26 protein-coding genes are annotated in these 26,812 nt (G+C 66.6%); 20 read left to right on the forward strand and 6 right to left on the reverse strand.

The window, feature by feature from the left end:
* Window positions 1–291: 291 nt before the first annotated feature.
* Together ABD104_RS12245 and ABD104_RS12250 are read right to left on the reverse strand one after the other, a co-directional pair.
* Window positions 292–723 carry an SRPBCC family protein gene (locus tag ABD104_RS12245; protein WP_087839405.1) on the reverse strand — a complete coding sequence of 144 codons (432 nt, stop codon included), beginning with the start codon at window positions 721–723 and terminating at the stop codon, window positions 292–294.
* Entirely contained in the window at window positions 720–1,043 is a 324-nt protein-coding gene (locus tag ABD104_RS12250; RefSeq protein WP_132979997.1) for an ArsR/SmtB family transcription factor, read from the reverse strand. Before ABD104_RS12250 ends, ABD104_RS12245 begins: the two co-directional genes overlap by 4 nt.
* A 128-nt stretch (window positions 1,044–1,171) precedes the next feature.
* Between ABD104_RS12250 and ABD104_RS12255 the strand changes: the two genes are divergently transcribed.
* Entirely contained in the window at window positions 1,172–1,804 is a 633-nt protein-coding gene (locus ABD104_RS12255; RefSeq protein ID WP_343927617.1) for a UdgX family uracil-DNA binding protein, read from the forward strand.
* Between the two features lie 25 nt (window positions 1,805–1,829).
* Here the strand turns inward: ABD104_RS12255 and ABD104_RS12260 are convergent, their stop codons facing one another.
* Entirely contained in the window at window positions 1,830–2,831 is a 1,002-nt protein-coding gene (locus ABD104_RS12260; RefSeq protein WP_338618611.1) for an SDR family oxidoreductase, read from the reverse strand.
* 115 nt (window positions 2,832–2,946) lie between these two features.
* On the opposite strand from ABD104_RS12260, the gene ABD104_RS12265 reads away from it, so the two are divergent.
* From ABD104_RS12265 to ABD104_RS12350, 18 genes are all read left to right on the forward strand, one after another.
* Complete coding sequence (locus tag ABD104_RS12265; protein ID WP_132980000.1) at window positions 2,947–3,834, forward strand: NAD(P)-dependent oxidoreductase; 888 nt, start codon at window positions 2,947–2,949, stop codon at window positions 3,832–3,834.
* Window positions 3,835–3,980: 146 nt separating this feature from the next.
* A complete protein-coding gene (locus ABD104_RS12270; RefSeq protein ID WP_132980001.1) occupies window positions 3,981–5,645 on the forward strand; it encodes a methyl-accepting chemotaxis protein in 1,665 nt (554 codons plus the stop codon).
* A gap of 377 nt (window positions 5,646–6,022) precedes the next feature.
* Window positions 6,023–6,382: an NADH-quinone oxidoreductase subunit A gene (locus ABD104_RS12275; protein WP_087839409.1), complete on the forward strand. Its 360-nt coding sequence runs from the start codon at window positions 6,023–6,025 to the stop codon at window positions 6,380–6,382.
* Between the two features lie 38 nt (window positions 6,383–6,420).
* The gene (locus ABD104_RS12280; RefSeq protein WP_087779235.1) at window positions 6,421–6,897 is read left to right on the forward strand and encodes a NuoB/complex I 20 kDa subunit family protein; all 477 of its coding nucleotides are present in this window, start codon (window positions 6,421–6,423) and stop codon (window positions 6,895–6,897) included.
* A gap of 90 nt (window positions 6,898–6,987) precedes the next feature.
* The gene (locus ABD104_RS12285) at window positions 6,988–7,581 is read left to right on the forward strand and encodes an NADH-quinone oxidoreductase subunit C (RefSeq protein WP_132980003.1); all 594 of its coding nucleotides are present in this window, start codon (window positions 6,988–6,990) and stop codon (window positions 7,579–7,581) included.
* A gap of 2 nt (window positions 7,582–7,583) precedes the next feature.
* Window positions 7,584–8,837, forward strand: coding sequence for an NADH-quinone oxidoreductase subunit D (locus ABD104_RS12290; protein WP_132980004.1), 1,254 nt, complete (start codon window positions 7,584–7,586; stop codon window positions 8,835–8,837).
* A 31-nt stretch (window positions 8,838–8,868) separates the two neighbouring features.
* A complete protein-coding gene (gene nuoE / locus ABD104_RS12295; RefSeq protein WP_132980005.1) occupies window positions 8,869–9,372 on the forward strand; it encodes an NADH-quinone oxidoreductase subunit NuoE in 504 nt (167 codons plus the stop codon).
* A complete protein-coding gene (gene nuoF, locus ABD104_RS12300; protein ID WP_132980006.1) occupies window positions 9,369–10,688 on the forward strand; it encodes an NADH-quinone oxidoreductase subunit NuoF in 1,320 nt (439 codons plus the stop codon). The genes nuoE and nuoF overlap by 4 nt, the downstream gene beginning before the upstream one ends.
* Before the next feature lie 76 nt (window positions 10,689–10,764).
* The gene (gene nuoG, locus ABD104_RS12305) at window positions 10,765–13,092 is read left to right on the forward strand and encodes an NADH-quinone oxidoreductase subunit NuoG (RefSeq protein ID WP_132980007.1); all 2,328 of its coding nucleotides are present in this window, start codon (window positions 10,765–10,767) and stop codon (window positions 13,090–13,092) included.
* Window positions 13,092–14,165: an NADH-quinone oxidoreductase subunit NuoH gene (nuoH, locus tag ABD104_RS12310; RefSeq protein WP_132980008.1), complete on the forward strand. Its 1,074-nt coding sequence runs from the start codon at window positions 13,092–13,094 to the stop codon at window positions 14,163–14,165. Before nuoG ends, nuoH begins: the two co-directional genes overlap by 1 nt.
* 41 nt (window positions 14,166–14,206) lie before the next feature.
* The gene (gene nuoI / locus ABD104_RS12315) at window positions 14,207–14,695 is read left to right on the forward strand and encodes an NADH-quinone oxidoreductase subunit NuoI (protein ID WP_132980009.1); all 489 of its coding nucleotides are present in this window, start codon (window positions 14,207–14,209) and stop codon (window positions 14,693–14,695) included.
* 14 nt (window positions 14,696–14,709) lie between these two features.
* Window positions 14,710–15,357, forward strand: coding sequence for an NADH-quinone oxidoreductase subunit J (locus ABD104_RS12320; RefSeq protein WP_132980010.1), 648 nt, complete (start codon window positions 14,710–14,712; stop codon window positions 15,355–15,357).
* The gene (nuoK, locus tag ABD104_RS12325) at window positions 15,354–15,662 is read left to right on the forward strand and encodes an NADH-quinone oxidoreductase subunit NuoK (RefSeq protein ID WP_087779243.1); all 309 of its coding nucleotides are present in this window, start codon (window positions 15,354–15,356) and stop codon (window positions 15,660–15,662) included. Before ABD104_RS12320 ends, nuoK begins: the two co-directional genes overlap by 4 nt.
* A gap of 27 nt (window positions 15,663–15,689) precedes the next feature.
* A complete protein-coding gene (nuoL, locus tag ABD104_RS12330) occupies window positions 15,690–17,726 on the forward strand; it encodes an NADH-quinone oxidoreductase subunit L (RefSeq protein ID WP_132980011.1) in 2,037 nt (678 codons plus the stop codon).
* 11 nt (window positions 17,727–17,737) lie between these two features.
* On the forward strand, window positions 17,738–19,225 hold the full coding sequence (locus ABD104_RS12335) for an NADH-quinone oxidoreductase subunit M (protein WP_165963206.1): 1,488 nt from the start codon (window positions 17,738–17,740) through the stop codon (window positions 19,223–19,225).
* A gap of 18 nt (window positions 19,226–19,243) precedes the next feature.
* A complete protein-coding gene (nuoN, locus tag ABD104_RS12340) occupies window positions 19,244–20,725 on the forward strand; it encodes an NADH-quinone oxidoreductase subunit NuoN (RefSeq protein ID WP_132980013.1) in 1,482 nt (493 codons plus the stop codon).
* A gap of 73 nt (window positions 20,726–20,798) precedes the next feature.
* Window positions 20,799–21,119 carry a DUF2818 family protein gene (locus ABD104_RS12345; RefSeq protein ID WP_132980014.1) on the forward strand — a complete coding sequence of 107 codons (321 nt, stop codon included), beginning with the start codon at window positions 20,799–20,801 and terminating at the stop codon, window positions 21,117–21,119.
* The gene (locus tag ABD104_RS12350; RefSeq protein ID WP_132980015.1) at window positions 21,116–21,691 is read left to right on the forward strand and encodes an NUDIX domain-containing protein; all 576 of its coding nucleotides are present in this window, start codon (window positions 21,116–21,118) and stop codon (window positions 21,689–21,691) included. Before ABD104_RS12345 ends, ABD104_RS12350 begins: the two co-directional genes overlap by 4 nt.
* Here the strand turns inward: ABD104_RS12350 and ABD104_RS12355 are convergent.
* Together ABD104_RS12355 and ABD104_RS12360 are read right to left on the reverse strand one after the other, a co-directional pair.
* Complete coding sequence (locus ABD104_RS12355; protein ID WP_279817701.1) at window positions 21,681–22,670, reverse strand: 2-dehydropantoate 2-reductase; 990 nt, start codon at window positions 22,668–22,670, stop codon at window positions 21,681–21,683. The two genes, ABD104_RS12350 and ABD104_RS12355, sit on opposite strands and share 11 nt — an antisense overlap.
* 14 nt (window positions 22,671–22,684) lie before the next feature.
* Window positions 22,685–23,698 (reverse strand): Bug family tripartite tricarboxylate transporter substrate binding protein, encoded by a 1,014-nt coding sequence (locus ABD104_RS12360; RefSeq protein ID WP_087839422.1) that lies wholly within the window; start codon window positions 23,696–23,698, stop codon window positions 22,685–22,687.
* A gap of 120 nt (window positions 23,699–23,818) precedes the next feature.
* On the opposite strand from ABD104_RS12360, the gene ABD104_RS12365 reads away from it, so the two are divergent.
* On the forward strand, window positions 23,819–24,463 hold the full coding sequence (locus ABD104_RS12365; protein WP_132980018.1) for a peroxiredoxin-like family protein: 645 nt from the start codon (window positions 23,819–23,821) through the stop codon (window positions 24,461–24,463).
* A gap of 77 nt (window positions 24,464–24,540) precedes the next feature.
* On the opposite strand, the gene ABD104_RS12370 is transcribed toward ABD104_RS12365, so the two are convergent.
* Window positions 24,541–26,718: a malate synthase G gene (locus tag ABD104_RS12370; RefSeq protein WP_087839424.1), complete on the reverse strand. Its 2,178-nt coding sequence runs from the start codon at window positions 26,716–26,718 to the stop codon at window positions 24,541–24,543.
* Window positions 26,719–26,812 lie beyond the last annotated feature (94 nt).

Genomic DNA, 26,812 nt, shown 5'->3' on the forward strand with positions numbered 1-26,812 from the left:
TTTGCCGCCGGGCCGTCCCAAGGCAAAAAAGCGCCCCCTCGGGGGGCAGCGCCGCCGCGTAGCGGCAAGCGTGGGGGCATTTTTTGCCGCCGGGCCGCCCCAAGGCAAAAAAGCGCCCCCTCGGGGGGCAGCGCCGCCGCGTAGCGGGAAGCGTGGGGGCCTTTCTTGCCGTCACGGGATGTTCGCCTACAGCCGCTCCCCGGCAACTGGCTGGCCTGTGCCACCCGGTCGGCTAACTGGGCCTGGCCGAACTGGCCATCGTGCGAGTTCCATTTGACCGCGCCCTTGGCTTCAAGCCGATTTCTCCAATACCTGTTGCAGTTTCTCGAAGAACTGCGGCCATCCGGCCCTGGCGCCGCCGTATGCCTGCTTCTGGTCGGGGCGGAAGCCGGCCTGTTCCATGCGCAGGCGGGTGCCCGTGCCGGTGGGCGTGAGCGTGAAGGTAACGACGCTGCGCAAATCGAAGGCCGGATCGGCGTGCGTGAAGTTCCAGGTATAGGACAGCGCCTTGTCCGGCTCGACGACCAGTACCTCGCAATCCAGCGTGCCGCCCCATTCGCCCTGGAGCTTGAAGCGGTGGCCCACGGCGGGGTGGAAGTCATTCTTCATCAGCCATTCCTCGATCAGGTGCGGCTGGGTCAACGCGCGCCAGAGCCGGTCCGGCGGGTGGGGGAATTCGCGCTCGACGACGACGGAGCGGGTTTCGGTCGGAGTATCGCTCATTGGTCCATCCTGTTGAGTAGGTTTTCAAGATCATCGAATCGCTGTTCCCAGAACCCGGCCATCTGGCTGGTCCAGTCGAGCAGCGGAACGAGTGCGCGGCGCCGGGCGCTGTAGTGCGTCTGGCGTCCCTCATGGCGATCGAGTACGAGGCCGGCCTGTTTCAGCAAACGCAGGTGCTTCGATACGGCCGGCTGCGAGACGCCGGCCTGGGCGGTCAACGCCGCAACGGTCTGTTCGCCGTGGTGGCACAGGTGTTCGAAAAGGGCGCGCCGGGTGGGATCGGCAAGGGTCCTGAAGAGCAGGTCTTGAGAGGTGGTCATGGATTAATAAATAACCATGTGGTTATGAATAAAGAATAACCACTTGGCTATGAATTCGTCAACTACCCATCCTTGCCGTGCTGGGCATGGGACTTGCGCCGGTCGAGCTGACGACCCGGGAGCAGACGATGAGCACGCATGCCGAAGCCGATTTGTCCGAGGTGCTGGTGGTGCCGGACCAGCATCCGGCCACGCTGGAAGCCTGCCGGCGTTGCCGGCTGTGGCACGACGCCACGCAAGGGGTCGGCGGCGAAGGCCCGCGCCATGCGCCCATCATGATGGTGGGCGAGCAGCCGGGCGACAAGGAAGACCTGGCGGGCCGGCCCTTCGTGGGGCCCGCCGGTGCGTTGCTGGATGCGGCCCTGGCCGAGGCGGGGGTGGACCGGGACGAGGTATTCGTGACCAACGCGGTCAAGCATTTCAAGTGGGCGCAGCGCGGCAAGCGGCGCATGCACAAGACCCCCGGACAGCGCGAAATCGAGGCTTGCCGCTATTGGCTGGAGAAGGAGTACGAGGCCGTGGATCCGCGCGTCGTGGTGGCGCTGGGCGCGACGGCGCTCAAGTCGGTGTTGCATGACTATCGCGCGGGCCTGCGCGACAAGCTGGGCGACGTGCTGGAATGGGAAGGGCGGTTGATCGTGCCCACCTACCATCCTTCGTATGCGTTGCGTGCGCCCGATGAGAGCGCTCGCAAGCAGGCCTACGACACCATCGTCTCCGCGCTCAGGCAGGCGGGCCGGCTGGCGCGCGCACGGGCGTAGCCGAAGCCTCCGACGTAGGCAGGGTTCAGGACCGCCGGGCGTGGGCTACTCCCAGCACGGCGCCCACCAGCACCACCGCGCAGGCGGCCAGCATGGGCGCGCGGCCACGGGTCGCCATGTGCGTATAGGCGCTATGGCGCCGCCCGCGTTGGGGATAGGCGGGAGTATCGTCCCGGCCCGGGGATTCCAGCCCATCGTCTCGCGAGCGGGATGGGATGCCGGTGCGCTGGTGCTTGATCAGCCAACTCCCCATGCGGTCGGCCAGGCCGGGCATGCGCTGCCCGAATTGTCCGATCGCCTTGGCGGCGCTGCCTACGTAAAGGTCGCGGCGCGGATGCTCTGCGGCGTACAGGATGGCGCGGGCCGCTACCTCGGGAGCGTAGACCGGGGGCGGCAGGCGCGGTTCGACGTCCATGTAATTGCGGGCATGGGCGGTGAAGCCCGTCGCGATGGATGCCGGCTTGATCAGAGTGACCGAGACGGGCGCGCCTTCGTTTTCCAGCTCCATGCGCAGCGCATCGGTGAAGCCCTTGACCGCGTGCTTGGAGGCGGAATACGCGCCTTGCAGCGGCACGGCGCGGTCCGACACTTCGCTGCCCACGTTGATCAGGGCGCCGCCATGTTCGCGCAGATGTCCCACGGCCACGATGGAGCCGTAGACCACGCCCCAGTAATTCGTGTCGAAGAGTTTGCGCTGGTCTTCGACCGGCACGTCCTCGATCCTGCCGAAGATCGAAACGCCGGCGTTGTTGATCCAGGTATCCACGGTGCCATGGGCTTCCAGCGCCGCCTGCAGCAACCGTTCGTGGTCTTCACGCTTGCCGACGTCCATCTGCACGGCAATGGCCTGGCCGCCGTCAGCACGCAGTTCCTCGACCAGCGTGTCCAGGCGCTCCTGGTCGCGGCAGGCCAGTACCAAGCGGGCGCCGCGCCGCGCGGCCTCGCGGGCCGTGGCCAGGCCTATCCCGCTGCTGGCGCCGGTAATGACGACGACCTGGTCCGACAGTTTTTTCAGGCGATATTTCATGGGGACGCTCCTTGCTTGCTCGTCGCTGTGCTTGCGCAGGAAGCGTGCCCGCCGGCGGACGGCTATCATCCCTCGCATGCGGCGCGGGCCGCCCCTCGGACTGGAGCAGCGTTTCATGAGTACATCCCGTCATTTCGGCTTCCTCGGACTCGGCAACATGGGGCTGCCCATGGCGCGGCGCCTGCTTGCGGCGGGCCATGCGCTCACTGTGTGGAACCGCAATGCCGGCAGGGCGGCCGAGCTGGTCGCGGCCGGCGCGAATCTGGCAGGCACGCCCGCGCAGGTGCTGCAGGCGGCGGACGTGGTGGGGATTTGCGTCAAGGATGGGGCGGCGGTCGAGTCGGTGGCGTTCGGCCCGGATGGCCTGGCCAGTGCCGGCCGGCAGGGCGCGGGGAAGGTGGTGATCGATTTCTCGACCATAGAGCCCGGGCAGGCGCGCGATTTCGGCCGCCGCCTGCGCGACCGGACGGGCGCGTCCTGGCTGGATGCGCCCGTGTCGGGCGGCGTGCCGGGCGCCGAGGGCGGCACGCTGATCTGCTTCGTCGGCGGCGAGGCCACGGATCTCGAGAAGGCGGGGCCGTTCCTGGCGCCGCTGACTTCGCGCGTGACCCATATGGGACCGGCCGGTGCGGGCCAGACCACCAAGATATGCAACCAGATGATCGTCGCGGTGAACGTGCTCACGATCGCCGAGACCTACGGCCTCGCGCAGCGCGCCGGCGTGGACGTCGAGCGCCTGGCGCCGGCGCTGGCGGGCGGTTTCGCGGATTCGCAGCCCTTGCAGATCTTCGGGCCGGCGATGGCCGCCGGCCGTTTCCAGCCCACGCGCACGGCGGTCGAGCTGATGGCCAAGGACATCGGTATTTCGCAGCGCATGGCGGCCGAGTTCGATGCGCGGACGCCGGTCTCGGCGTTCTGCTCGGGGCTGTACGAACAGGTTCGGGAGCACGAGCCGGAGGTCTTCATGGGCGATGTGGCGGGGCTGGTGCGGCGCTACGAGTGAAGGCGGCGCTGTCACCGAACCGTCATTGATGTAACGCTGCTAAAGCGCCGTCCGGTCCGGGCCGATAAACGGAATGACGCGCAACGGCGGGGTTCTCCGGAACCCCGCCGTTGCCGTTTGTGGCCTAGGATTTTCATCAGGACGTCATGAAGATACGCAGCAAATTGTTCGCCTTGGGGGCCGCCGGCATCGTGGCGATCGCGGTCGTGGCCGGTTGCTCGGTGGTGGGGCTGTTGCGCCTGAGCGCGGCGGTGGACGACTACGCGCAGCGGCGGGTGCCGGCGCTGGTGGCGCTGGGCGCGCTGAGGGAAGGGCAGGTGCAGATCGCCCGCCACAGCCTGGAGCCGCTGCAGTGGGCAGACGAGTATTCCATCGAGGCGCGCAACGAATGGGAGCGCATGCTGCAGTCGAAGGGCCGCACCTGGGCAGCGATGGAAGCCGCGCGGGCCGCCCTGTCCGAAGCGCCCGCCACCGATGCCGAGGCCGAGTCGCTGCGCACCTTCGATGCGGCGTTCCATGCTTGGGCAGAAAAGGAAAAACCGCTTACCGATCTGCTCAAGCAACTGGTGGAGGTGGACAGCGAGGAGCGACAGCGCTTCCTGCTCCTGAAATACCTGGCCGCCTACTCGGCGCAGGAGTCTTACTACGTGCAGGCGCAGCAGGCCATGCAGGCCCTGGCGGAGGCCGGCGCGCAGGCAGCGGCCGAGAGGGCGGCGCAACTGCGGCAGGCCAGCCGGGGCCTGGCAAGCCTGATCGCAGGCGTGGGACTCGCGGCCATCCTGTTGATGCTGGCCGGCGCCTGGCGCGCGGGGCGCGCCATCGTGGGCGCGATCGACGGCATGCGCGCGCGCCTGGCATCGATCGCTGACGACCTGGATTTCCGCCCCCGCGCGGATGTGCGCGGCAATGACGAGGTGGCGGACATGGCGCGCGCGCTGGACCGGCTGGTGGCGCGCATGCGTACGTCGCTGGCGGCGATGCAGGGTTTGTCGGCCACCATGAACGCGGCCGGGGACGAGGTGTCCGCCGGCGCGGCCGACGTGGCCGCGGGGGCCGCCCGCCAGAACGACGCCGCGGAACGCATGGCCGGATCCATGCAGGCGGTGGCCGCCAGCATGGCGCAAGTCGCGGCGTCGGTCGAGGAGGCGATCGGCCTGTCCCGCGATGCCTGTGGCCTGGCGCAGCGCGGCGGCGAGCTGATCGGGACGGCAGGCGGCCGGATGGACGCGATCGCAGGCCGGATGGCGGCGGCGTCGCGAGCCCTGGATGCGCTGGGCCGTCATGGCGAGTCGATCCGCCACGTGGCTCGCCTGATCTCCGACATCGCGGGGCAGACCAAGCTGCTGTCCCTGAACGCGGCGATCGAGGCGGCGCGGGCGGGCGAGGACGGCCGGGGTTTCGCGGTCGTGGCCGAGCAGGTCAGGACGCTGGCCGAGAAAAGCGCGGCCTCCAGCCTGCAGATCGGCCAGACCGTGGAACGTATCGCCGATGAAACGATGGCTGCCGCCGAATTGATGCGGGAAGTGGTGGAGGCGGTGGCGGTGGGACAGGCCAGCGCCGAGGAGGCGGGCCGTTTCATGGGCGAACTGCACTCGGGCTCGGAACGGGCGGCACGGGTGGTCGCCGCCATCGGGCAGGCGCTGCGCGAGCAGTCGTCGCTGAATGACGGGGTCGCGAGCCGCGTGGGCGACGTGGCCGGCATGGCCGGCCATTACCGGCAGGCGGCGGGCGCCATGGCGGCACAGGCAGCCAGCCTGCGGGAAACCGTTCGCACGGTCGACGCAACCGTCAATGCGTTCAGGGTGTCGTAAGCCTTGCCGCACGCGGTTTTTCCTGGGGCGCAGGGGTAGGGCGGCGTTTCGGTTGACTCAGGGTTTGCGCTATACTTTCGGTCGGACGAGCGTGGGTATGAAACATGCGTGTCCGACAGTTACCGCAGTAGCCGGTAAGACAGTTTTGGTTTTGCGCCATGCGCGCTGGCTTCACAACGCAGCGGTCCGCGCAAAAACATACATCCTTGCATGTAAGCACACGCAGGTGGTCTAGAATGGCGCCGGCTCCGGACGGGGCGGCAACAGGCGGCATTCGGCATGCCCGCCGCAAGGAAGTCTGGTCCGCATCCTGCCGATTTTGCAAATGACGCCTCGGGCATCCTCAGGCCCGTGGCGTGACTCGAACAGGTTACCTGATGAATATCGAGAGTTACCTTCCTGTCCTGCTGTTCATCATCGTGGGCAGCGTCATCGGTTTCGCGCTGATGTTCCTTGGCTCCGTGATCGGCCCGAACCGGCCGGACAGCGAAAAGCTCTCTCCGTACGAATGCGGCTTCGAGGCCTTCGAGGACGCGCGCATGAAGTTCGACGTGCGCTACTACCTCGTCGCCATCCTGTTCATCCTGTTCGACCTCGAGATCGCGTTTCTGTTTCCGTGGGCCATGGCCAACGAGCAGGTAGGCCTGCTGGGTTTCGGGACCGTGGCGGTATTTCTGGCCGTTCTCGTGATCGGCTTCATCTACGAATGGAAAAAGGGCGCGCTCGACTGGGAGTGATCCCAGCAGCACGCCGAAGGACACACCGGGTTTCATTCATGGCTATCGACGGAATTCTCAACGAAGGCTTCATCACCACGACCGCCGACAAGGTCATCAACTGGGCGAAGACGGGGTCGCTGTGGCCCATGACCTTCGGCCTGGCCTGTTGCGCGGTCGAAATGATGCACGCGGGCGCGGCGCGCTACGACCTTGACCGCTTCGGCATCATCTTCCGGCCCAGCCCGCGCCAGTCCGACCTGATGATCGTGGCCGGCACGCTGTGCAACAAGATGGCGCCGGCCTTGCGCAAGGTCTACGACCAGATGCCCGAGCCGCGCTGGGTGGTCTCCATGGGCTCGTGCGCCAACGGCGGCGGGTACTACCACTATTCCTATTCGGTGGTGCGCGGCTGCGATCGCATCGTGCCGGTCGACGTCTACGTCCCGGGCTGCCCCCCTACCGCCGAAGCGCTGGTGTACGGCTTGCTGCAACTGCAGAACAAGATCCGCCGCACCAATACCATCGCGCGTTGACCTCGATGCCGGTGTGCGCACTCTCCACTTCCATTTTCCCGACCGGACCGGCCCAGGCCCGTCCGGCGCCGTCTTTTGATCCGAGCGCTCATGACCAAGCTTGAAACCCTGCGCCAGAATCTGCTCAGCGCCTTGGGCGAAGATATCCGCCTGACACTCGCCCTGGGCGAGCTGACGCTCGAAGTGCCGGTGGACCGGTACGTGGAAGTGTGCCGGACGCTGCGCGACGATGCCGGGCTGCGCTTCGAGAGCTGCATCGACCTGTGCGGCATGGACTATTCCACCTACGGCAACGAGGTCCGCGAGACCGGACGCTTCGCCGTGGTGCTGCACCTGTTGTCGATCACGCACAACTGGCGCCTGCGCGTGCGCACCTGCGCGGCCGACGACGACATGCCGGTCGTGCCTTCCCTGGTGGACGTCTGGCCCGGCGTCAACTGGTACGAGCGCGAGGCCTTCGATTTCTTCGGCGTGCTGTTCGAGGGGCATCCCGACCTGCGCCGCATCCTGACCGACTACGGCTTCATCGGCCATCCCTTCCGCAAGGACTTCCCGCTGTCGGGCAACGTCGAGATGCGTTTCGACCCCGAGCAGAAACGGGTCATCTACCAGCCCGTCACCATCGAGCCGCGCGAGGTCACGCCTCGGGTCATCCGCGAAGACGGTTACGGAGCAGGGCGCTAATCATGGCAGAGATCAAGAACTACACCCTCAACTTCGGTCCCCAGCACCCGGCCGCGCACGGCGTGCTGCGGCTGGTGCTGGAACTGGACGGCGAAGTCATCCAGCGCGCCGACCCCCATATCGGGCTGCTGCACCGGGCCACGGAAAAGCTGGCCGAGCACAAGACCTTCCTGCAGGCCTTGCCCTACATGGACCGTCTCGACTACGTGTCCATGATGTGCAACGAGCACGCCTACGTCATGGCGATCGAGAAGATGCTGGGCGTGGAAGTGCCGCTGCGGGCGCAATACATCCGGGTGATGTTCGACGAGATCACCCGTATCCTGAATCACCTGATGTCCCTGGGCTCGCACGCCCTGGACGTGGGCGCGATGGCGGTGTTCCTGTACGCCTTCCGCGAGCGCGAGGACCTGATGGACTGCTATGAAGCGGTCTCGGGGGCCCGCATGCACGCGGCCTACTACCGCCCGGGCGGCGTCTATCGCGACCTGCCCGAGCGCATGCCGCAGTACCGCCCCAGCAAGCTGCGCAGCGAAAAGGAAATGAAGGCCCTGAACGAGGACCGTTCGGGTTCGCTGCTCGACTTCATCGAGTCCTTCACCAATCGCTTCCCGGCCTACGTCGACGAATACGAGACCCTGCTGACCGACAACCGGATCTGGAAACAGCGCCTGGTCGACGTCGGCATCGTCAGCCCCGAGCGCGCCAAGGCGCTGGGCTTCACCGGCCCCATGCTGCGCGGCTCGGGCATCGAGTGGGACCTGCGCAAGATGCAGCCCTACGAGGTCTACGACCTGGTCGACTTCGACGTGCCGGTGGGCGTGAACGGCGACTGCTACGACCGCTACCTCGTCCGCATCGAGGAAATGCGCCAGAGCAACCGCATCATCAAGCAGTGCGTGGAATGGCTGCGCAACAATCCCGGCCCGGTCATGACGAGCAACCACAAGGTCGCTCCGCCCAGCCGCGCCGAGATGAAGACCAGCATGGAAGAGCTGATCCACCATTTCAAGCTCTTCACCGAAGGTTTCCACGTGCCCCCGGGCGAGGCCTATGCCGCGGTCGAGCACCCCAAGGGCGAGTTCGGCATCTACCTGGTGTCCGACGGCGCGAACAAGCCGTACCGCCTGAAGATCCGCGCCCCGGGCTTTGCCCACTTGCAATCGCTGGACGAGATGGCGCGCGGCCATATGATCGCCGACGCCGTCACGATTATCGGCACGCAGGACATCGTGTTCGGCGAGATCGACCGCTGAACCCATGACCGCGTCCCAACCGGATACCACCATGCAGCTTTCCGAACAGGCCCTCAAGAAGATCGACCGCGAAGTCTCCAAGTACCCGGCCGAACAGAAACAGTCCGCCGTGATGGCGGCGCTGGCCATCGCGCAGGACGAGAAGGGCTGGCTGTCGCAAGAGGTGATGGAAGAAGTCGCGAACGTCCTGGGCATGCCGCCCATCGCCGTGCAGGAGGTCGCGACCTTCTACAACATGTACAACCTCAAGCCCATGGGCCGGTACAAGATCTCGGTCTGCACCAACCTGCCCTGTGCCCTGCGCGACGGAGAGAAGGCCGGGCATCACCTGAAGCAGAAGCTGGGTATCGATTATCGGGAAACGACCCCGGACGGCGTGTTCACGCTGATCGAGGGCGAATGCATGGGAGCCTGCGGCGACGCGCCCGTGCTGCTGGTGAACAACAAGCGTATGTGCATTCAGATGTCCGAGGCCAAGCTCGACGCGCTCGTCGATGAGTTGAAGGCCGAGGCGAATGCCGGAGGTGCAAAATGAGCGTGGCCGAACCGGTCATCAGCACGGCGTTCCACAACCGCCACATCGACCCGCAGATCATGGCGGGGCTGGACGGCGGCAACTGGCGCCTGAACGACTACGTCGCGCGCGGCGGCTACGAGGCCCTGCGCAAGATCCTGTCCACCGGCATGACGCCCGAGCAGGTCATCGCCGAGGTCAAGTCCTCGGGACTGCGCGGCCGTGGCGGCGCGGGCTTTCCGACCGGCCTGAAGTGGAGCTTCATGCCGCGCACCTTCCCGGGCCAGAAGTACCTGGTCTGCAATTCCGACGAAGGCGAGCCGGGCACGTTCAAGGATCGCGACATCCTGCGCTACAACCCGCACATCGTGATCGAGGGCATGGCCATCGCCGCCTACGCGATGGGCATCACCGTGGGCTACAACTACATCCACGGCGAGATCTTCGAGGTGTACGAGCGTTTCGAGGAAGCGCTGGAAGAGGCGCGCGCCGCCGGATTCCTGGGCAACAACATTCTCGGCTCGAGCTTCAGCTTCCAGCTGCATGCCCACCACGGCTACGGCGCCTACATCTGCGGCGAGGAAACCGCGCTGCTCGAATCGCTGGAAGGCAAGAAGGGCCAGCCGCGCTTCAAGCCGCCGTTCCCGGCCAGCTTCGGCCTGTATGGCAAGCCGACCACGATCAACAACACCGAGACCTTCGCCGCGGTGCCCTGGATCATCCGCAACGGCGGCGACGCCTACCTGCAGGTGGGCAAGCCCAACAATGGCGGCACCAAGCTGTTCTCGGTCTCGGGCGACGTCGAGTACCCGGGCAACTTCGAGGTGCCGATGGGCACGCCGTTCTCCAAGCTGCTGGAACTGGCCGGCGGCGTGCGGGGGGGCCGCAAGCTCAAGGCGGTGATTCCCGGCGGCTCCAGCGCTCCGGTGGTGCCCGCCGACATCATGATGGACTGCACGATGGACTACGACTCGATCGCCAAGGCCGGGTCGATGCTGGGCTCGGGCGCGGTCATCGTGATGGACGAGACGCGCTGCATGGTGAAGTCGCTGCTGCGCCTGTCGTACTTCTATTTCGAGGAAAGCTGCGGCCAGTGCACGCCGTGCCGCGAAGGTACGGGCTGGCTGTACCGCGTGGTCCATCGCATCGAGAGCGGCAAGGGCCGCCCGGAGGACCTGGACCTGCTCGATTCGGTGGCCGGCAACATCATGGGCCGCACGATCTGCGCGCTGGGCGATGCCGCGGCCATGCCGGTACGGGGCTTCCTGAAGCACTACCGCGACGAGTTCATGTACCACATCGAGCACAAGCACTGCCTGGTGCCCGAGTACCTGTAGCCGCCGGTCCGCGCGCAAAGCAAGTATTTACCGAAACGCACACGCCCCGCCCGATGACGGGGCAAACGGAAATAAGATGGTTGAAATTACGATCGACGGCAAGACAGTGGAGGTGGCCGAGGGCAGCATGATCATGCATGCCGCCCAGAAGGTCGGCCTTTACGTGCCGCATTTCTGCTATCACAAGAAGCTGTCGATCGCGGCGAACTGCCGCATGTGTCTGGTCGACGTCGAGAAGGCCCCCAAGCCGCTGCCCGCCTGTGCCACGCCGGTCAGCAACGGCATGGTGGTCCATACCGCTTCCGAGAAGGCCATCAACGCCCAGAAGGGCGTGATGGAGTTCCTGCTGATCAACCACCCGCTGGATTGCCCGATCTGCGACCAGGGCGGCGAGTGCCAACTGCAGGACCTGGCCGTGGGCTACGGCGGCTCTTCCTCGCGCTACAGCGAGGAAAAGCGCGTCGTGTTCCACAAGAACCTGGGCCCGCTGGTGTCGGCCGAGGAAATGGCCCGCTGCATCCAGTGCACCCGCTGCGTGCGCTTCGGCCAGGAGATCGCCGGCGTCATGGAGCTCGGCATGATCAACCGTGGCGAGCATTCCGAGATCACCACCTTCGTGGGCCGCGCGGTCGAGTCCGAACTGTCGGGCAACATGATCGACATCTGCCCGGTCGGCGCGCTTACGTCCAAGCCGTTCCGCTACAGCGCCCGGACCTGGGAGCTGGCCCGCCGCAAGTCGGTCAGTCCGCATGACAGCATCGGCGCCAACCTGATCGTCCAGGTCAAGAACGACCGCGTCATGCGCGTCGTGCCGTTCGAGAACGAAGCCGTCAACGAGTGCTGGATCAGCGACCGCGACCGCTTCTCGTACGAAGGCCTGAACAGCGAGGACCGCCTGTCCGTCCCGATGGTGCGCGGCACCGACGGACTGTGGAAGGAGGTCGAGTGGGCCGAGGCGCTGGACGCCGTGGCGGCCGGGCTGCAATCGGTCAAGAACAGCTACGGCGCCGGCCAGATCGGCGCGCTGGCGGCGCAATACGCCACGACCGAGGAATTCGCCCTGCTGGCGCGCCTGGTGCGTGCCCTGGGTTCCGACAACATCGATTTCCGCCTGCGCCAGACCGACGCGGGTTTCGACGCCGCGCGCAGCGGCGCCCCGTGGCTGGGCATGGCCCTGGCCGACATCGCCACGCTGGACCGCGTGCTGGTGGTCGGCTCGTTCCTGCGCAAGGACCACCCGCTGCTGGCCCAGCGCTTGCGCCAGGCCGCCAAGGCCGGCACGCAGGTCATCCTGGTCGACGTGGCGGCCGACGATCCGCTGATGCCCGTGGCCGGGCGCGTCACGGTCGCGCCGGCGGCGCTGCCGTCGGTGCTGGCGGAGATCGCCGTGGCGCTGGCCCAGGCCAAGGAAGCGGCCGTCGCGCCCGAACTGGCCGGCGTGCAGCCGGGCGAAGCGGCTCGCCGCATCGCCGAGCTGCTGGCTTCCGGCGAAAACACCGCCGTGCTGCTGGGCAACCTGGCGGTACAGCATCCGCAGGCCTCGACGCTGGCGGCCAACGCGCAACTGATCGCGCAGGCCACCGGCGCCCGCCTGGGCTTCACCACCGAGGGCGGCAACACGGTGGGCGGCTACCTGGCCGAAGCCGTGCCGGTGCGCGGCGGCAAGACCGCGGCGCAGATGTTCGCCGAGCCGCTCAAGGCCCATATCGTCGTGCATGCCGAGCCGGCGCTGGACGCGGCCGACGGCGTGGCCGCGCTGCGTGCGCTGCGCGCCGCGCAATTCAACGTCGCGCTGACCTCGTTCCGTTCCGCGGCCGAGGACTGGGCCCATGTGATGCTGCCCATCGCGCCGTTCACCGAAACCTCGGGCACCTTCGTCAATGCCGAGGGCAGGGCGCAGAGCTTCAAGGGCACGGTCCGCCCGCTGGGCCAGACGCGCCCGGGCTGGAAGGTGCTGCGCGTGCTGGGCAATGCGCTGGAACTGCCGGGCTTCGACGACGAGACTTCCGAATCCGTGCGCGACGCGGTGCTGGCCGGCGAGATCGCGCCGCGCCTGTCGAACGCCATCGGCGCCAAGCCTGGCGTGGGCGAGTCGGTCCAGGGCCTGCAGCGCGTGGCCGACGTGCCGGTGTTCTTCAGCGACGCCATCGTGCGCCGCGCCGGAGCGCTTCAGGCCACCCCGGCCGCCGACGTGCCCGAAGCCCGCGCCAACGCGGCCACCGTGGCCGGTCTGGGCCTGGCCGACGGCGACCGCGTGCGCGTGAAGTCGGCGACCGGCTCGGTCGAACTCTTTCTTTCCGTGGATGACGCAGTGCCCGCCGGCGCCGTGCGCATCGCCGCCGCCCATGCCTCGACCTTCGCGCTCGGCGGCGCATTCGAACAACTCAGCGTGGAGCGTGCCTGATGCAGTGGATCGACGTCATTCAGGCTCATGGAACGGAGCTGATCGGCCCGGCAGCCTGGTCGGTGGTGTGGAACATCGTCAAGATCGTCTGCATCGCGGTGCCCATCATCCTGTGCGTGGCCTATCTCACGTACTGGGAACGCAAGATGATCGGCTGGATGCACATCCGCCTCGGCCCCAACCGCGTGGGCCCGAAGGGGCTGCTGCAGCCGTTCGCCGACGTGCTGAAGCTGCTGACCAAGGAAGTGATCGTTCCCAGCAACGCCAACAAGGTGCTCTACATCGTGGCGCCCGCGGTGGTGCTGATGCCGGCGCTGGCCGCCTGGGCGGTGGTGCCGTTCGGTCCCGAGGTCGTGCTGGCCAACGTCAATGCCGGCCTGCTCTACATCATGGCGATCACCTCGCTGGGGGTCTACGGCGTGATCATCGCCGGCTGGGCCTCGAACTCGAAGTACGCCTTCCTGGGCGCGCTGCGCGCCTCGGCGCAGATGGTGTCCTATGAGCTGGCCATCGGTTTCGTGCTGGTGACGGTGCTGCTGGTGTCCGGCAGCCTGAACATGAGCGAGATCGTGCTCAAGCAGGCCGACGGACGCTTCGCCGGCATGGGGCTGACCTTCCTGTCGTGGAACTGGCTGCCGCTGCTGCCGCTGTTCGTGATCTACGTCATTTCCGCCGTGGCGGAAACCAACCGCCACCCGTTCGACGTGGTCGAGGGCGAGTCGGAAATCGTCGCCGGCCACATGGTGGAATATTCGGGCATGACCTTCGCCCTGTTCTTCCTGGGCGAATACGCCAACATGATCCTGTTGTCCGCGCTGGCCTCGATCATGTTCCTGGGCGGCTGGCTGCCTCCGGTCGATGTGGCGCCGCTGACCTGGGTGCCGGGCTGGATCTGGCTGGCGGTCAAGACGTTCTTCGTGGTCTCGTTGTTCATCTGGTTCCGTGCGTCTTTCCCGCGCTACCGCTACGACCAGATCATGCGCCTGGGCTGGAAGGTCTTCATCCCGCTGACGCTGGTCTGGCTGCTCGTGGTGGCGGTCTGGATGCAGACGCCCTGGAACATCTGGAAGTAATGCCCGCCCTGTGCGAGCCCAAGAATAGGCAGGACTGAATCATGCAAGCGATCAAGGAATTCTTCGGCAGCCTGATGCTGACCGAACTCCTCAAGGGATTGCGCCTGACGGGGCGGTACATGTTCGCCCGCAAGATCACGGTGCAGTATCCCGAGGAAAAGACCCCGATGTCCCCGCGCTTCCGGGGCCTGCATGCCTTGCGCCGCTACCCCAACGGGGAAGAGCGCTGCATCGCCTGCAAGCTGTGCGAGGCGGTCTGTCCGGCGGTGGCGATCACGATCGAATCCGAGGTGCGCGACGACGGCACGCGCCGTACCAACCGCTACGACATCGACCTGACCAAGTGCATCTTCTGCGGCTTCTGCGAAGAAAGCTGCCCGGTGGATTCCATCGTCGAGACGCACATCCACGAATATCACGGCGAACAGCGGGGCGACCTGTATTTCACCAAGGAAATGCTGCTGGCGGTCGGCGACCGCTATGAAGCCGAGATCGCGCAGAACCGTGCGCAGGACGCGAAATACCGGTAAACGAAACCCACACCATGACCGCCATACTGTTCTATATATTCGCCGCGATCCTCGTCGTGGCCGCCTGCCGGGTCATCGTCGCGCGCAGCCCCGTCACCGCCGTCATGCACCTGGTGCTGTCGTTCTTCACCGCCTCCATGATCTGGATGCTGCTGAAGGCGGAGTTCCTCGCCATCCTGCTGGTGCTCGTGTACGTGGGCGCGGTGATGGTGCTGTTCCTGTTCGTCGTGATGATGCTGGACATCGACAGCGCCAAGCTGCGCCAGGGCTTCAAGACCTACCTGCCGCTGGGCATCGTGGTGGGCGCCATCATGGTCGGGGAAATGGCCTTCGTGCTGGCCAATGCCTATTGGGACCCCAGCGTGCCGCAGGCGCCGGCCGACTTCAACAACACGCGCGCCATCGGCGTGGCGATGTACACCGAGTACATCTACGCCGTCGAGATCGCCGCCGTGATCCTGCTGGTGGGCATGGTCGCCGCCATCGCGCTCACGCTGCGCCGCCGCTCCGACGTCAAGGTGACCCGGCCGTCCGAGCAGATCCGCGTGCGTCGCCAGGACCGCGTCCGCCTGGTATCGATTCCGTCGCAAACCGAAAATTCCCGGGAAGGCGAGGGCGCCCAGGCGCCTGCCGCCACCGAACCCAAGGGAAGCCAACCATGACCCTGACCCTAGGCCACTTCCTCGTGCTGGGCGCGATCCTGTTCGCGATCAGCATCGTCGGCATCTTCCTCAACCGCAAGAACATCATCGTGCTGCTGATGGCGATCGAACTGATGCTGCTGGCGGTGAACATGAATTTCGTCGCTTTCTCCAGCTGGATGGGCGATCTGAGCGGGCAGGTGTTCGTGTTCTTCATCCTGACCGTGGCGGCCGCCGAGTCCGCCATCGGCCTGGCGATCCTGGTTGTATTGTTCCGCAACCTGAACACGATCAATGTTGATGAACTTGACCGGCTGAAGGGCTGACGGTCCGGGCTACGAGAAAATCAAGACATGTCGGTACCTAAGCTCTATCTCCTCATCGCTTTCGCCCCGCTGGTCGGGTCCGCCATCGCCGGCCTGTTCGGCACCGGCTTCCTCGGACGCTGGGTCGGCCGCGCCGGCGCGCACTGGGTCACGATCCTGGGCGTGCTGGTCTCGGCCATCGGCTCGGCCTTCGTGCTGCAGGACGTCCTGGCGGGCAACACCTTCAACGGCACGCTCTACACCTGGAGCGCGATCGGCGGCATCAAGCTGGAAATCGGCTTCATGATCGACACGCTGTCGGCCATGATGATGGTGGTGGTCACCTCGGTGTCGCTGATGGTGCACATCTACACCATCGGCTACATGAAGGACGATCCCGGCTACCAGCGCTTCTTCGCCTACATCTCGCTGTTCACCTTCTCGATGCTGATGCTGGTCATGTCCAACAACATGCTCCAGCTCTTCTTCGGCTGGGAAGCCGTGGGCCTGGTGTCCTACCTGCTGATCGGCTTCTGGTACACCCGTCCCACCGCGATCTTCGCCAACATGAAGGCCTTCCTGGTCAACCGGGTAGGGGACTTCGGCTTCGTGCTGGGCATCGGCCTGTTGTTCGCCTACGCCGGCTCGATGAACTACACCGAAGTGTTCTCGCAGTCCGACAAACTGGCCGGCCTGACCTTCCCGGGCACCGACTGGATGCTGCTGAGCGTGGCCTGCATCGCGCTGTTCGTGGGCGCCATGGGCAAGTCGGCGCAGTTCCCGCTGCACGTCTGGCTGCCCGATTCGATGGAAGGCCCGACCCCGATCTCCGCGCTGATCCACGCCGCCACCATGGTGACGGCGGGCATCTTCATGGTGGCGCGTTTCTCGCCGCTGTTCGAGCTGTCGCCCACCGCGCTGTCGTTCATCATCATCATCGGCGCGATCACCGCGCTGTTCATGGGCTTCCTGGGCATCATCCAGAACGACATCAAGCGCGTGGTGGCCTATTCCACGCTGTCGCAGCTGGGCTACATGACCGTCGCGCTGGGCGCCTCGGCCTACTCGGTGGCGATCTTCCACCTGATGACCCACGCCTTCTTCAAGGCGCTGCTGTTCCTGGCGGCGGGCTCGGTCATCATCGGCATGCACCACGACCAGGACATCCGCAACATGGGCGGCCTGCGCAAGTACATGCCCATCACCTGGATCACCTTCCTGCTGGGTTCGCTGGCGCTGATCGGCACGCCGTTCTTCGCCGGCTTCTACTCGAAGGAAAACATCATCGAGGCGGCCAAGCTGTCCCACGTCTGGGGGTCGGGCTTCGCCTACTTCGCGGTGCTGGCCGGCGTTTTCGTGACGGCGTTCTACTCGTTCCGCCTGTACTTCCTGGTCTTCCACGGCAAGGAGCGCTTCGACACCTCGGGCGCGCACGGGCATGGACACGACGACCACGCGCACGATGGCCATGACGACCACGGCCACGACGACCACCATCACGGCGGCGTGCCGCACGAGTCGCCCGCCGTGGTGACGGTGCCGCTGGTGCTGCTGGCCATCCCGTCGGTGGTGATCGGCGCGATCGCGATCGGCCCCATGCTGTTCGGCGACTTCTTCAAGGGCGTGATCTTCAATTCGCCCGATCGCCCCGTCATGGAGCACCTGGCCGAGGACTTCCACGGCTGGGTGGCCTACGGGCTGCATGCGTTCAGTACCGTGCCGTTCTGGCTGATGCTGGCCGGCGTGGTCCTGGCGTGGTTCTTCTACATGGTCAAGCCGGCCATTCCCGCCGCCATCAAGGCTCGCGCAGGCTGGTTGTACAACCTGCTCGACAACAAGTACTACATGGACAAGATCAACGAAGCCGTGTTCGCGCGCGGTGCCCGCGCGCTGGGCGGCGGCTTCTGGAAGGTGGGCGACAAGTCCCTGATCGACGGCCTCCTGGTCAACGGCAGCGCCCGTCTGGTGGGCTGGTTCGCCGGGGTGGTCCGCCACCTGCAATCGGGCTACATCTATCACTACGCCTTCGCCATGATCATCGGCATCATGGCCCTGGTGACCTTCTTCGTCCTGCTGAACAATTGATGGCAAGCGATATGGCTCAAACTTCTTTTCCGTGGCTCTCGCTTGCGATCTTCACCCCGATCGTCTTCGGCATCCTGGTGCTGGCGGTGGGCCGAGACAGCAACCCCACCGTCGCCCGCGTGCTGGCGCTGATCGGCGCGATCGCCGGCTTCCTGGTCACCCTGCCGCTTTACACCGGCTTCGACGCCTCGACGGCGCAGATGCAGTTCGTCGAGAAGGCCGCCTGGATCGCCGAGTACGGCGTGTCCTATTACCTGGGCGTGGACGGCATCTCGCTGTGGTTCGTCCTGCTGACGGCCTTCATCACCATCATCGTGGTGCTGGCCGGGTGGGAAGTCATCACCAGCCGCGTCGCCCAGTACATGGGCGCCTTTCTGATCCTGTCGGGCCTGATGATAGGCGTGTTCGCGGCACTGGACGGCCTCCTGTTCTACGTGTTCTTCGAGGCCACGCTGATCCCGATGTACATCATCATCGGCGTGTGGGGCGGCCCCAACCGGGTCTACGCGGCGTTCAAGTTCTTCCTGTACACGCTGCTGGGTTCGCTGCTGACGCTGGTCGCGTTCATCTACCTGTGGCATTCGGCCGGCGGCACGTTCGACATCCTGGCCTGGCACAAGCTGCCGCTGGGCCAGACCGAGCAGATCCTGATCTTCCTGGCCTTCCTGATGGCTTTCGCGGTGAAGGTGCCGATGTGGCCGGTCCACACCTGGCTTCCCGACGCCCACGTCGAGGCGCCCACGGGCGGCTCGGTGGTGCTGGCCGCCATCATGCTGAAGCTGGGCGCCTACGGCTTCCTGCGGCTGTCGCTGCCCATCGTGCCCGACGCCGCGCATAGCCTGTCGGGCCTGATGATCGCGCTGTCGCTGATCGCCGTCATCTACATCGGCCTGGTGGCGCTGGTTCAGGACGACATGAAGAAGCTGGTCGCGTATTCGTCCGTGGCGCACATGGGCTTCGTGACCCTGGGCTTCTTCATCTTCAACACCGCCGGCGTCGAGGGCGCCATCGTGCAGATGGTCTCGCACGGCTTCGTGTCGGGCGCGATGTTCCTGTGCATAGGCGTGCTGTACGACCGCGTGCACTCGCGCCGCATCGCCGACTACGGCGGCGTGGTCAACACCATGCCGAAGTTCGCCACGTTCTTCGTGCTGTTCTCGATGGCCAACAGCGGCCTGCCGGCCACCAGCGGCTTCGTGGGCGAATTCTTCGTCATCATGGGCTCGGTCGAGTACAACTTCTGGATCGGCCTGCTGGCCGCCACGGCCCTGATCCTGGGCGCCGCGTACTCGCTGTGGATGGTCAAGCGCGTCGTGTTCGGCGACATCACCCACCAGCACGTGCGCGAGCTGGCCGACGTCAACGCCCGCGAGTTCTTCATCCTGGGCGTGATGGCCATCGCCGTGCTGTACATGGGCGTCCATCCCGCGCCCTTCACCGACGTGATGCACGTCTCGGTCGACGCGCTGCTCAAGCATGTCGCCATTTCGAAACTGTAAGACGCCGGACGTTACGCAATGGAATTCGCCAATCTGAACCTGTCTCTCGTCGCGCCGGAGATCACACTGCTGGTGCTGACGTCCGCCATCCTGCTGATCGACCTGTTCGTCAAGGATGAAGGCCGCGCGGTGACGCACATCCTGTCCCTGGCCGCACTGGTGGCGCTGACCTGGATGAGCCTGTCGGACCTGGCCTCGGGCGTGCAGGGCACGGCCTTCGACGGCATGTACGTGGCGGACAGCCTGGGCCACGTGCTCAAGGTGTTCTCGTATATCGCGGTAGGCGTGACGCTGATCTACGGCAAGGCTTACGCCAAGGACCGCGGCATGCTGCGCGGCGGCGAGCTGTACGTGCTGTCGCTGCTGGCGCTGCTGGGCCAGATGGTCATGATCTCGGCCGGCAACATGCTGACGATCTACCTCGGCCTGGAGCTGATGTCGCTGTCGTTCTACGCGCTGGTCGCGCTGCGCCGCGAGCACACCGTGTCCACCGAGGCCGCCATGAAGTACTTCGTGCTGGGCGCGCTGGCCTCGGGCTTGCTGCTGTACGGCATGTCCATGATCTACGGCGCCACCGGCACGCTGAACCTGGCCGGCATCGCCCGCGCCACCTCCGGCGCGACCGACAACCACATGATCCTGGTCTTCGGCCTGGTGTTCCTGGTCGCGGGCCTGGCGTTCAAGCTCGGCGTCGTGCCGTTCCACATGTGGGTGCCCGACGTCTACCAGGGCGCGCCCACGGCCGTGACGCTGCTGCTGGGCGGCGCGCCCAAGCTGGCCGCGTTCGCCATCGTGCTGCGCCTGCTGGTCGACGGCCTGTTCGGCCTGGCGGCCGACTGGCAGCCCATGCTGGCGATCATGGCCGTGCTGTCGCTGGCCATCGGCAATCTCGCCGCCATCATGCAGTCCAACATCAAGCGCATGCTGGCCTATTCGACCATCTCGCACATGGGTTTCGTGCTGCTGGGCCTGATGTCCGGCGTGATCGAGGGCAGCGCCTTCAACGCCCAGAACGCCTATACGTCGGCCATGTTCTACGTGGTCGTCTATGTGCTGACCACGCTCAGCTCGTTCGGCGTGCTGATGCTGCTGTCGCGCTCGGGCTTCGAGTGCGAGAACGTCGACGACCTGAAGGGCCTGAACCGCCGCAACCCGTGGTTCGCCGGCGTAATGCTGGTGCAGATGTTCTCGCTCACCGGCATTCCGCCCACGGTCGGCTTCTACGCCAAGCTGGCGGTGTTGCAGTCGCTGATCCAGACCAACCACGTCGTGCTGGCCGTGGTGGCCGTGCTGTTCTCGCTGATCGGCGCCTTCTACTACCTGCGGGTGGTGAAGGTCGTGTACTTCGACGATCCGGTCGACCAGGCCCCGCTGCAGGGTTCGGCCGGTTTCCGCACCGTGCTGTCGGTCAACGGCGTGCTGCTGTTGGTCCTGGGCGTGTTCCCCGCGCCGCTGGTCGCCCTGTGCGCCCAGGCCATCTCCAGCTCGCTCGCGCTCTGAGCTTCTTTTCCGGCGGGGGCGCGATTGCGCCGCCGCCGTTCCCGACCGGGTTTGTCGTGACAGGAACCCCGCCTTGAAACAGACCCTCGCCATCTACGTCCTGATCCTGCTGGCCCTGGTGACCGCCAACCTGCCGTTCCTGACGGAACGCGTGTTCGGCGCGGTGGCCTTCCGCCGGGACGGCGCGCCCGCCCGCAAGCCGTTCTGGCTGAGGCTGGTCGAAGTGCTGGTGCTGTACCTGGTGGTCGGCGGCATCGGCCTGGGATTCGAGGCCAGCCTGGGCAACGTGTTTCCCCAGGGATGGCAGTTCTATGCCATCACCCTGACGCTGTATCTCGTGCTGGCCTATCCCGGCTTCGTGTACCGCTATCTTTTCAAACGGACCGCCCGATGAGCGACGATCGAGCACTGGAAGAACTGGCGCGCAGTTCGGAGCGGCTGCGCGAGGAGCCCCTCACCAGCGAGGCGGTGTTCCGCGGCAAGCTGCTGGACGTGCGCCGGGACACCGTCCGGCTGCCGGGAGGGGCCACGGCCACGCGCGAGTACATCATGCATCCGGGCGCCTCCATGATCGTGCCCATGCTGCCGGATGGGCAGGTGGTGCTGGTGCGGCAGTACCGCTATCCCATGCACCGGGCCTTCATCGAATTCCCCGCGGGCAAGATCGACCCCGGCGAGGCCCCGCTCGCGACCGCGCAGCGGGAGCTGCTGGAGGAAACGGGCTATCGGGCCAACAAGTGGACCGAGCTCACCACCATCCATAACGCCATCGCCTATGCCAACGAGCGCATCGTGCTGTTCCTGGCCGAGGGCCTGGAGCGGGGCGAGCAGCGCCTGGACGAGCACGAGTTCCTGGAAGTGTTCACGGCCCCGCTGGAGGACCTGATTGCCTGGATCCGCCAGGGGGAAGTCACCGACGTCAAGACGGTGATCGGCGCATTCTTCGTATCCTCTTCTACGCGCTAACGTCCGGATAGAGGCCGTGCGCCCGGCCGTACAGGCGGGCCAGGCCGAACAGGGCGTCGATGCTGGGCGTGGGTACGCCCACTTTCCGGCCAAGCTCGCGCACCACGGCCACGATGGCGTCCAGCTCCAGCGGACGCCCCGCCTCCGCATCCTGCAGCATGGAACTCTTGAAGGCGCCGAGCTTGCGCGTGACGGCGTGGCGGTCCTCGGCGCTCTGGTCGATGGCGCAGCCCAGTTCGAGGCCGATGCGGGCCGCCTCGTCCATGGCGTCGGAACAGAACCGGCGTACCAGCGGGTCGTCCAGGATGCGGTCGACCGTGGCGCCGGTGATGGCCGAGACCGGATTCATGGTCATGTTGCCCCACAGCTTGTACCAGATGTCCTGGCGGATGGCCCGCGAGGCGGTGGCGTCGAAGCCCGCCTGGGCAAGCAGCGCGACGATGCGCTCGACCCGTTCCGAGGACGAGCCGTCCGGTTCGCCGATGACCAGCCCGCCGCCCATGTGATGCTGGACGACGCCCGGCTCCGGCGTCGAGGTGCTGGCGTGGACCACGCACCCGATCACGCGCGCCAGGGGAATGCCGCGCGCGATCCGGCCATCGGGGTCGATGGTCGACAGGCGGGCCTGTTCCGGCGGCAGGAGGCCTTGCGCGAACCACCAGGGCACGCCGTTCATGGCCGGCAGCACGGCGGTGTCCGGGCCCAGCAGCGGCGCGAGGCAGTCCGCCACGGCGGCCAGGGCGGGGCCCTTGACCGCGACGACGACCAGGTCCTGCGGACCGAGGGCCTCGGTGCGGTCGCTGGCCGTGGCCGGGACCTGGACGAGTCCGCCTTCCTGCCGCAGCCGCCAGCCGTGCGATTGCAGCGCCTCGAGCGTGGCGCCGCGGGCCAGGGCGCTGACCGAGCAGGCGCCGGTGGCCGCCAGGCGGGCGCCGATGAAGCCGCCGATGGCGCCGGCGCCCACGATGCAGACCTTCATGCTCGTTCCCCGGGTCATTCCAGCGTGACGTTGGCCTTCTGGATCAGCCCCTGGTAGGTCTTGGACTTGGCCGCGACCTGGCGGTGGATTTCGTCGGGCGACCAACTGATGGTCTGGAAGGCGAAGGTATCCAGGCGCTTCTTGATCTCGGGGTCGGCCACGACCTTGGCGACGTCGGCGTTGATCTTGTCGCGGATGGTCGCCGGCAGGCCCTTGGGCGCCAGCAGCACGACGAAGGAATTGACGTCCAGGCTGGCGGGGCCACCGCTTTCGGCCACCGTGGGCACGTCGGGCATCTGCGGGATGCGCTTGGGGGCCGCGACGGCGATGTAGCGCAGCTTGCCGGCCTGGTAGGGGCCCTGGCTGGAGGCAATGGTGGCCATGCTCCAGTTCACTTCCTGGGTGCTGACGGCCGCGTACAGTTGCCCGACTTCCTTGTAGGGCACGTGCTGCATACTGACGTTCGCTTCGTTTTCCAGGGCGATGCCGCCCAGGTGGCCGGGGCTGCCTATGCCCCAGGATCCATAGGTGACCTGGCCGGGCTTGGCCTTGGCGGCCGCGACGAGGTCGGAGACCGATTTCCAGGGCGATTGGGCCGAGACGGAAACCAGGAAGGGCGTGATGAACAGCGTGGCGACCGGGTCGAAGACCTTGTCGGGATCGTACTGGCGGCTTTTGTACAGATGGGGCAGGGCGGCGAGCTGTTCGCTGTCGAGCTGCAGCAGCGAGTAGCCGTCGGGCGCCGAGCGCTTGAAGGAATCGATGGCGATGAAGCCCGCGCCGCCCGGCCGGTTCTCGACCACGACGCGCTGGCCCCAGGCCTTGCCCAGGCGGTCGGCCACCAGGCGCAGCACGGTGTCGGGGCCGCTGCCTACCGAGAAGGAGGTGACCAGGGTGACCGGTTTGGAGGGGTAGGCGTCGGCGGCGTGGGCCATGGGCTGGAGCGCGACGCCGGCGAGCGTTGCGGCGGCCGCACATTGTGCGAGGAAGGCGCGGCGCGCGCAGGGGGCGCGGAGGCGGTGGGGCATGGTGGGTCTCCTCATGGGTTTCTTGTTGCCCGCTAAGAATAGTGCCCGTCCCGCAGCGCGTCAAAACAGCGTGGGCACGGCACTTGCCGCGCGCCATCCTGGCTTGATAGGAGGTGCATCATGACGGTGAAGCTCGAAGCGGGGCAGGTGCTGCCCGACTATGTCCTGCCCGACCATACGAAGACGGCCCGCGCGCTGTCGGCGCTGCAGGGGGACGACCCCATGCTGCTGGTGCTGATCCGCGGGTTCTTCTGCCCCAAGGACCGCGAGCAGTTGAAGGCCTTGACCCGGTTCCATCCGCAACTGGTGGTGGGCAACTGCCGGTTGGTGGTGGTGACCACGGACGACTGGCACACGACCAACAATCTGCGCCAGCAACTGGGGGCGCACTATCCCTTTCTGTACGACGAGCAGAAGCGGGTGCGGGATGAGCTGGACATCCTGGAGTACACGGACACGCAGCATGAACCGATGATTCCGCACACCTTGCTGCTGGCGCCCGGACTGGAGATACGCAAGGTCTGGAACGGCTATTACTACTGGGGCCGCCCGTCGGTGGCCGAGCTGCATGGCGAGTTGCGGGCGCTGACGCGGGAGATACGGCCGGATTGGGACTTGCGGGACCCGCAGGTGCGGGAGCGGTGGAAGCGGGGCGAGAAGAAGGCTTTCTATCCCTACGGGGTGAAGTCCATGGAGCAGGTGCTTAGGGAGATGGCGGGGGCCGTGGACCAGTATGCGGGAGATGCCTCCAGGAAGGGGGCTTGAGGCGGGCGCATCCGGCTCCGGGCGGCTGCCCCCGCGCGGGCCGGACATGAGCCGCGCGGGGTGGGCATGATGAGCGGCTAGCGGGCCTGCGCCTTCTTCTTCGCGCGGTAGGCGTGCAGCAGCGGTTCGGTGTAGCCGTTGGGCTGGCTGCGGCCTTCGAAGACCAGGGCGGAGGCGGCCTGGAAGGCCAGGGAGGTTTCTTCGTTGCCGGACATGGGTTCGTACAGCGGATCGCCGGCGTTCTGCTGGTCGACCACCTTGGCCATGCGCTTGAGCACATCGCGGACCTGGGCTTCGTTGGTGATGCCGTGGCGCAGCCAGTTGGCGATGTGCTGGCTGGAGATGCGCAGGGTGGCGCGGTCTTCCATCAGGCCGACGTTGTGGATGTCGGGCACCTTGGAGCAGCCCACGCCCTGGTCGATCCAGCGGACCACGTAGCCCAGGATGCCTTGCGCGTTGTTCTCGAGTTCCTGCTGGATGTCGGCGGGCGACCAGGCGGCGGGGTCGCCGACGGGGACGGTCAGGAGGCCTTGCAGGAGTTCCTGGCTGACCGTTCCGAGCCGGGTCTTTTCCAGTTCCTGCTGGACGGCCTGCACGTCCACCTGGTGGTAGTGCATGGCGTGCAGGGTGGCGGCGGTGGGCGAAGGGACCCAGGCGGTGTTGGCGCCCGCCTTGGGATGGGCGATCTTCTGTTCCAGCATGGCGGCCATCAGGTCCGGCATGGCCCACATGCCCTTGCCGATCTGGGCGCGGCCGCGCAGGCCGGCGTCCAGGCCGATCAGCACATTGCTGCGCTCGTAGGCGGCGATCCAGGCCGAGGCCTTCATGTCGCCCTTGCGCAGCATGGGACCGGCTTCCATGGCGGTGTGGATTTCGTCGCCGGTGCGGTCCAGGAAGCCGGTGTTGATGAAGGCCACGCGGGGGCTGGCGGCCGCGATGCAGGCCTTGAGGTTGACGCTGGTGCGGCGTTCCTCGTCCATGATGCCCATCTTCATCGCGTGGCGCGGCAGGCCCAGCAGGTCCTCGACGCGGTCGAACAGTTCGCTGGCGAAGGCGACTTCGGCGGGGCCGTGCATCTTGGGCTTGACCACGTAGAACGAGCCCTTGCGCGAGTTGCGGCGGATCTTCAGGTCGGGCAGCGAGGCCAGCGTGGCCACGACGGCGTCCAGGATGCCTTCCGGGATCTCGTTGCCGTCCTTGTCGAGCACGGCGGGGTTGGTCATCAGGTGGCCGACGTGGCGCACGAACATCAGCGAGCGCCCGTGCAGGGTCAGCGTCGAGCCGTCGGCGGCGGTGTATTGGCGGTCGGGGTTCAGGCGGCGGGTGAAGGTCTTGCCGTTCTTGGTGACTTCCTCGGTCAGGTCGCCCCTGTTCAGGCCCAGCCAGTTGCGGTAGATCTTGACCTTGTCCTCGGTGTCGACCGCGGCGACGGAGTCTTCGCAGTCCATGATGGTGGTGATGGCCGCTTCCAGCACGACGTCCTTGACGCCGGCGGCGTCGGTGGCGCCGATCTGGCTGGTGCGGTCGACCTGGATCTCGAAGTGCAGGCCGTTGTTCTTGAGCAGGACGGCCGAGGGGGCCTGGGCCTGGCCCTGGTGGCCGATGAATTGTTCCGGCCGGCGCAGGCCGGTCTCGCCCTGCTTGAGCGCGACCACGAGCCTGCCGTCGCGCACCGAGTAGTCGGTGGCGTCTGCATGTGAGCCCTGGGCCAGCGGCGCGGCCTGGTCGAGGAAGGCACGGGCGCGGGCGATGACGGCCTGGCCGCGCGCCGGGTTGTAGCCGGAGCCGCGTTCGGCGCCGCCGGTCTCGGGCAGGGCGTCGGTGCCGTAGAGGGCATCGTACAGGCTGCCCCAGCGCGCGTTGGCCGCGTTCAGGGCATAGCGCTGGTTGGAGACCGGCACCACGAGTTGCGGGCCGGCCTGTTCGGCGATCTCGGTATCGACGTTGTCGGTGGTGACGCGTACCTGCTCGGGCTGGGGCTGCAGGTAGCCGATGCGTTCCAGGAAGGCGCGATAGGCAGCCTGGTCGGTGACGGGGCCGGGGTGGGCGCGGTGCCAGTTGTCGATCTCGGCCTGCAGGCGGTCGCGCTCGGCCAGCAGCGCGCGGTTCCGGGGCGCGAGATCGTGCACGATCTGCGAGAAGCCTTGCCAGAAGCGATCGCCGTCGAGGCCCGTGCCGGGCAGGGCTTCCTGTTCGATGAAGCGATCGAGTTCGTTCGCCACTTGCAGGCCGTGGCGATGGGTGCGTTCCGTCATGGAGATTCTCCTGGCTATGCCTGATGGTGCTGGCGGCCCCGCGGGCCGCGCCAATGGATGTATCGATGATAAACGTAGGAGCCGGGCGCAGGGC

The organism is Pigmentiphaga daeguensis (assembly GCF_039523035.1).
Classification (GTDB): Bacteria; Pseudomonadota; Gammaproteobacteria; order Burkholderiales; family Burkholderiaceae_B; genus Pigmentiphaga; species Pigmentiphaga daeguensis.

Bases quoted from the DNA above. Each gene is read 5' to 3' on its own strand.
- ABD104_RS12245 (WP_087839405.1), bottom strand. From the start codon at position 723: ATGAGCGATACTCCGACCGAAACCCGCTCCGTCGTCGTCGAGCGCGAA.
- ABD104_RS12250 (WP_132979997.1), bottom strand. From the start codon at position 1,043: ATGACCACCTCTCAAGACCTGCTCTTCAGGACCCTTGCCGATCCCACC.
- ABD104_RS12255 (WP_343927617.1), top strand. From the start codon at position 1,172: ATGAGCACGCATGCCGAAGCCGATTTGTCCGAGGTGCTGGTGGTGCCG.
- ABD104_RS12260 (WP_338618611.1), bottom strand. From the start codon at position 2,831: ATGAAATATCGCCTGAAAAAACTGTCGGACCAGGTCGTCGTCATTACC.
- ABD104_RS12265 (WP_132980000.1), top strand. From the start codon at position 2,947: ATGAGTACATCCCGTCATTTCGGCTTCCTCGGACTCGGCAACATGGGG.
- ABD104_RS12270 (WP_132980001.1), top strand. From the start codon at position 3,981: ATGAAGATACGCAGCAAATTGTTCGCCTTGGGGGCCGCCGGCATCGTG.
- ABD104_RS12275 (WP_087839409.1), top strand. From the start codon at position 6,023: ATGAATATCGAGAGTTACCTTCCTGTCCTGCTGTTCATCATCGTGGGC.
- ABD104_RS12280 (WP_087779235.1), top strand. From the start codon at position 6,421: ATGGCTATCGACGGAATTCTCAACGAAGGCTTCATCACCACGACCGCC.
- ABD104_RS12285 (WP_132980003.1), top strand. From the start codon at position 6,988: ATGACCAAGCTTGAAACCCTGCGCCAGAATCTGCTCAGCGCCTTGGGC.
- ABD104_RS12290 (WP_132980004.1), top strand. From the start codon at position 7,584: ATGGCAGAGATCAAGAACTACACCCTCAACTTCGGTCCCCAGCACCCG.
- nuoE (WP_132980005.1), top strand. From the start codon at position 8,869: ATGCAGCTTTCCGAACAGGCCCTCAAGAAGATCGACCGCGAAGTCTCC.
- nuoF (WP_132980006.1), top strand. From the start codon at position 9,369: ATGAGCGTGGCCGAACCGGTCATCAGCACGGCGTTCCACAACCGCCAC.
- nuoG (WP_132980007.1), top strand. From the start codon at position 10,765: ATGGTTGAAATTACGATCGACGGCAAGACAGTGGAGGTGGCCGAGGGC.
- nuoH (WP_132980008.1), top strand. From the start codon at position 13,092: ATGCAGTGGATCGACGTCATTCAGGCTCATGGAACGGAGCTGATCGGC.
- nuoI (WP_132980009.1), top strand. From the start codon at position 14,207: ATGCAAGCGATCAAGGAATTCTTCGGCAGCCTGATGCTGACCGAACTC.
- ABD104_RS12320 (WP_132980010.1), top strand. From the start codon at position 14,710: ATGACCGCCATACTGTTCTATATATTCGCCGCGATCCTCGTCGTGGCC.
- nuoK (WP_087779243.1), top strand. From the start codon at position 15,354: ATGACCCTGACCCTAGGCCACTTCCTCGTGCTGGGCGCGATCCTGTTC.
- nuoL (WP_132980011.1), top strand. From the start codon at position 15,690: ATGTCGGTACCTAAGCTCTATCTCCTCATCGCTTTCGCCCCGCTGGTC.
- ABD104_RS12335 (WP_165963206.1), top strand. From the start codon at position 17,738: ATGGCTCAAACTTCTTTTCCGTGGCTCTCGCTTGCGATCTTCACCCCG.
- nuoN (WP_132980013.1), top strand. From the start codon at position 19,244: ATGGAATTCGCCAATCTGAACCTGTCTCTCGTCGCGCCGGAGATCACA.
- ABD104_RS12350 (WP_132980015.1), top strand. From the start codon at position 21,116: ATGAGCGACGATCGAGCACTGGAAGAACTGGCGCGCAGTTCGGAGCGG.
- ABD104_RS12355 (WP_279817701.1), bottom strand. From the start codon at position 22,670: ATGAAGGTCTGCATCGTGGGCGCCGGCGCCATCGGCGGCTTCATCGGC.
- ABD104_RS12360 (WP_087839422.1), bottom strand. From the start codon at position 23,698: ATGCCCCACCGCCTCCGCGCCCCCTGCGCGCGCCGCGCCTTCCTCGCA.
- ABD104_RS12365 (WP_132980018.1), top strand. From the start codon at position 23,819: ATGACGGTGAAGCTCGAAGCGGGGCAGGTGCTGCCCGACTATGTCCTG.
- ABD104_RS12370 (WP_087839424.1), bottom strand. From the start codon at position 26,718: ATGACGGAACGCACCCATCGCCACGGCCTGCAAGTGGCGAACGAACTC.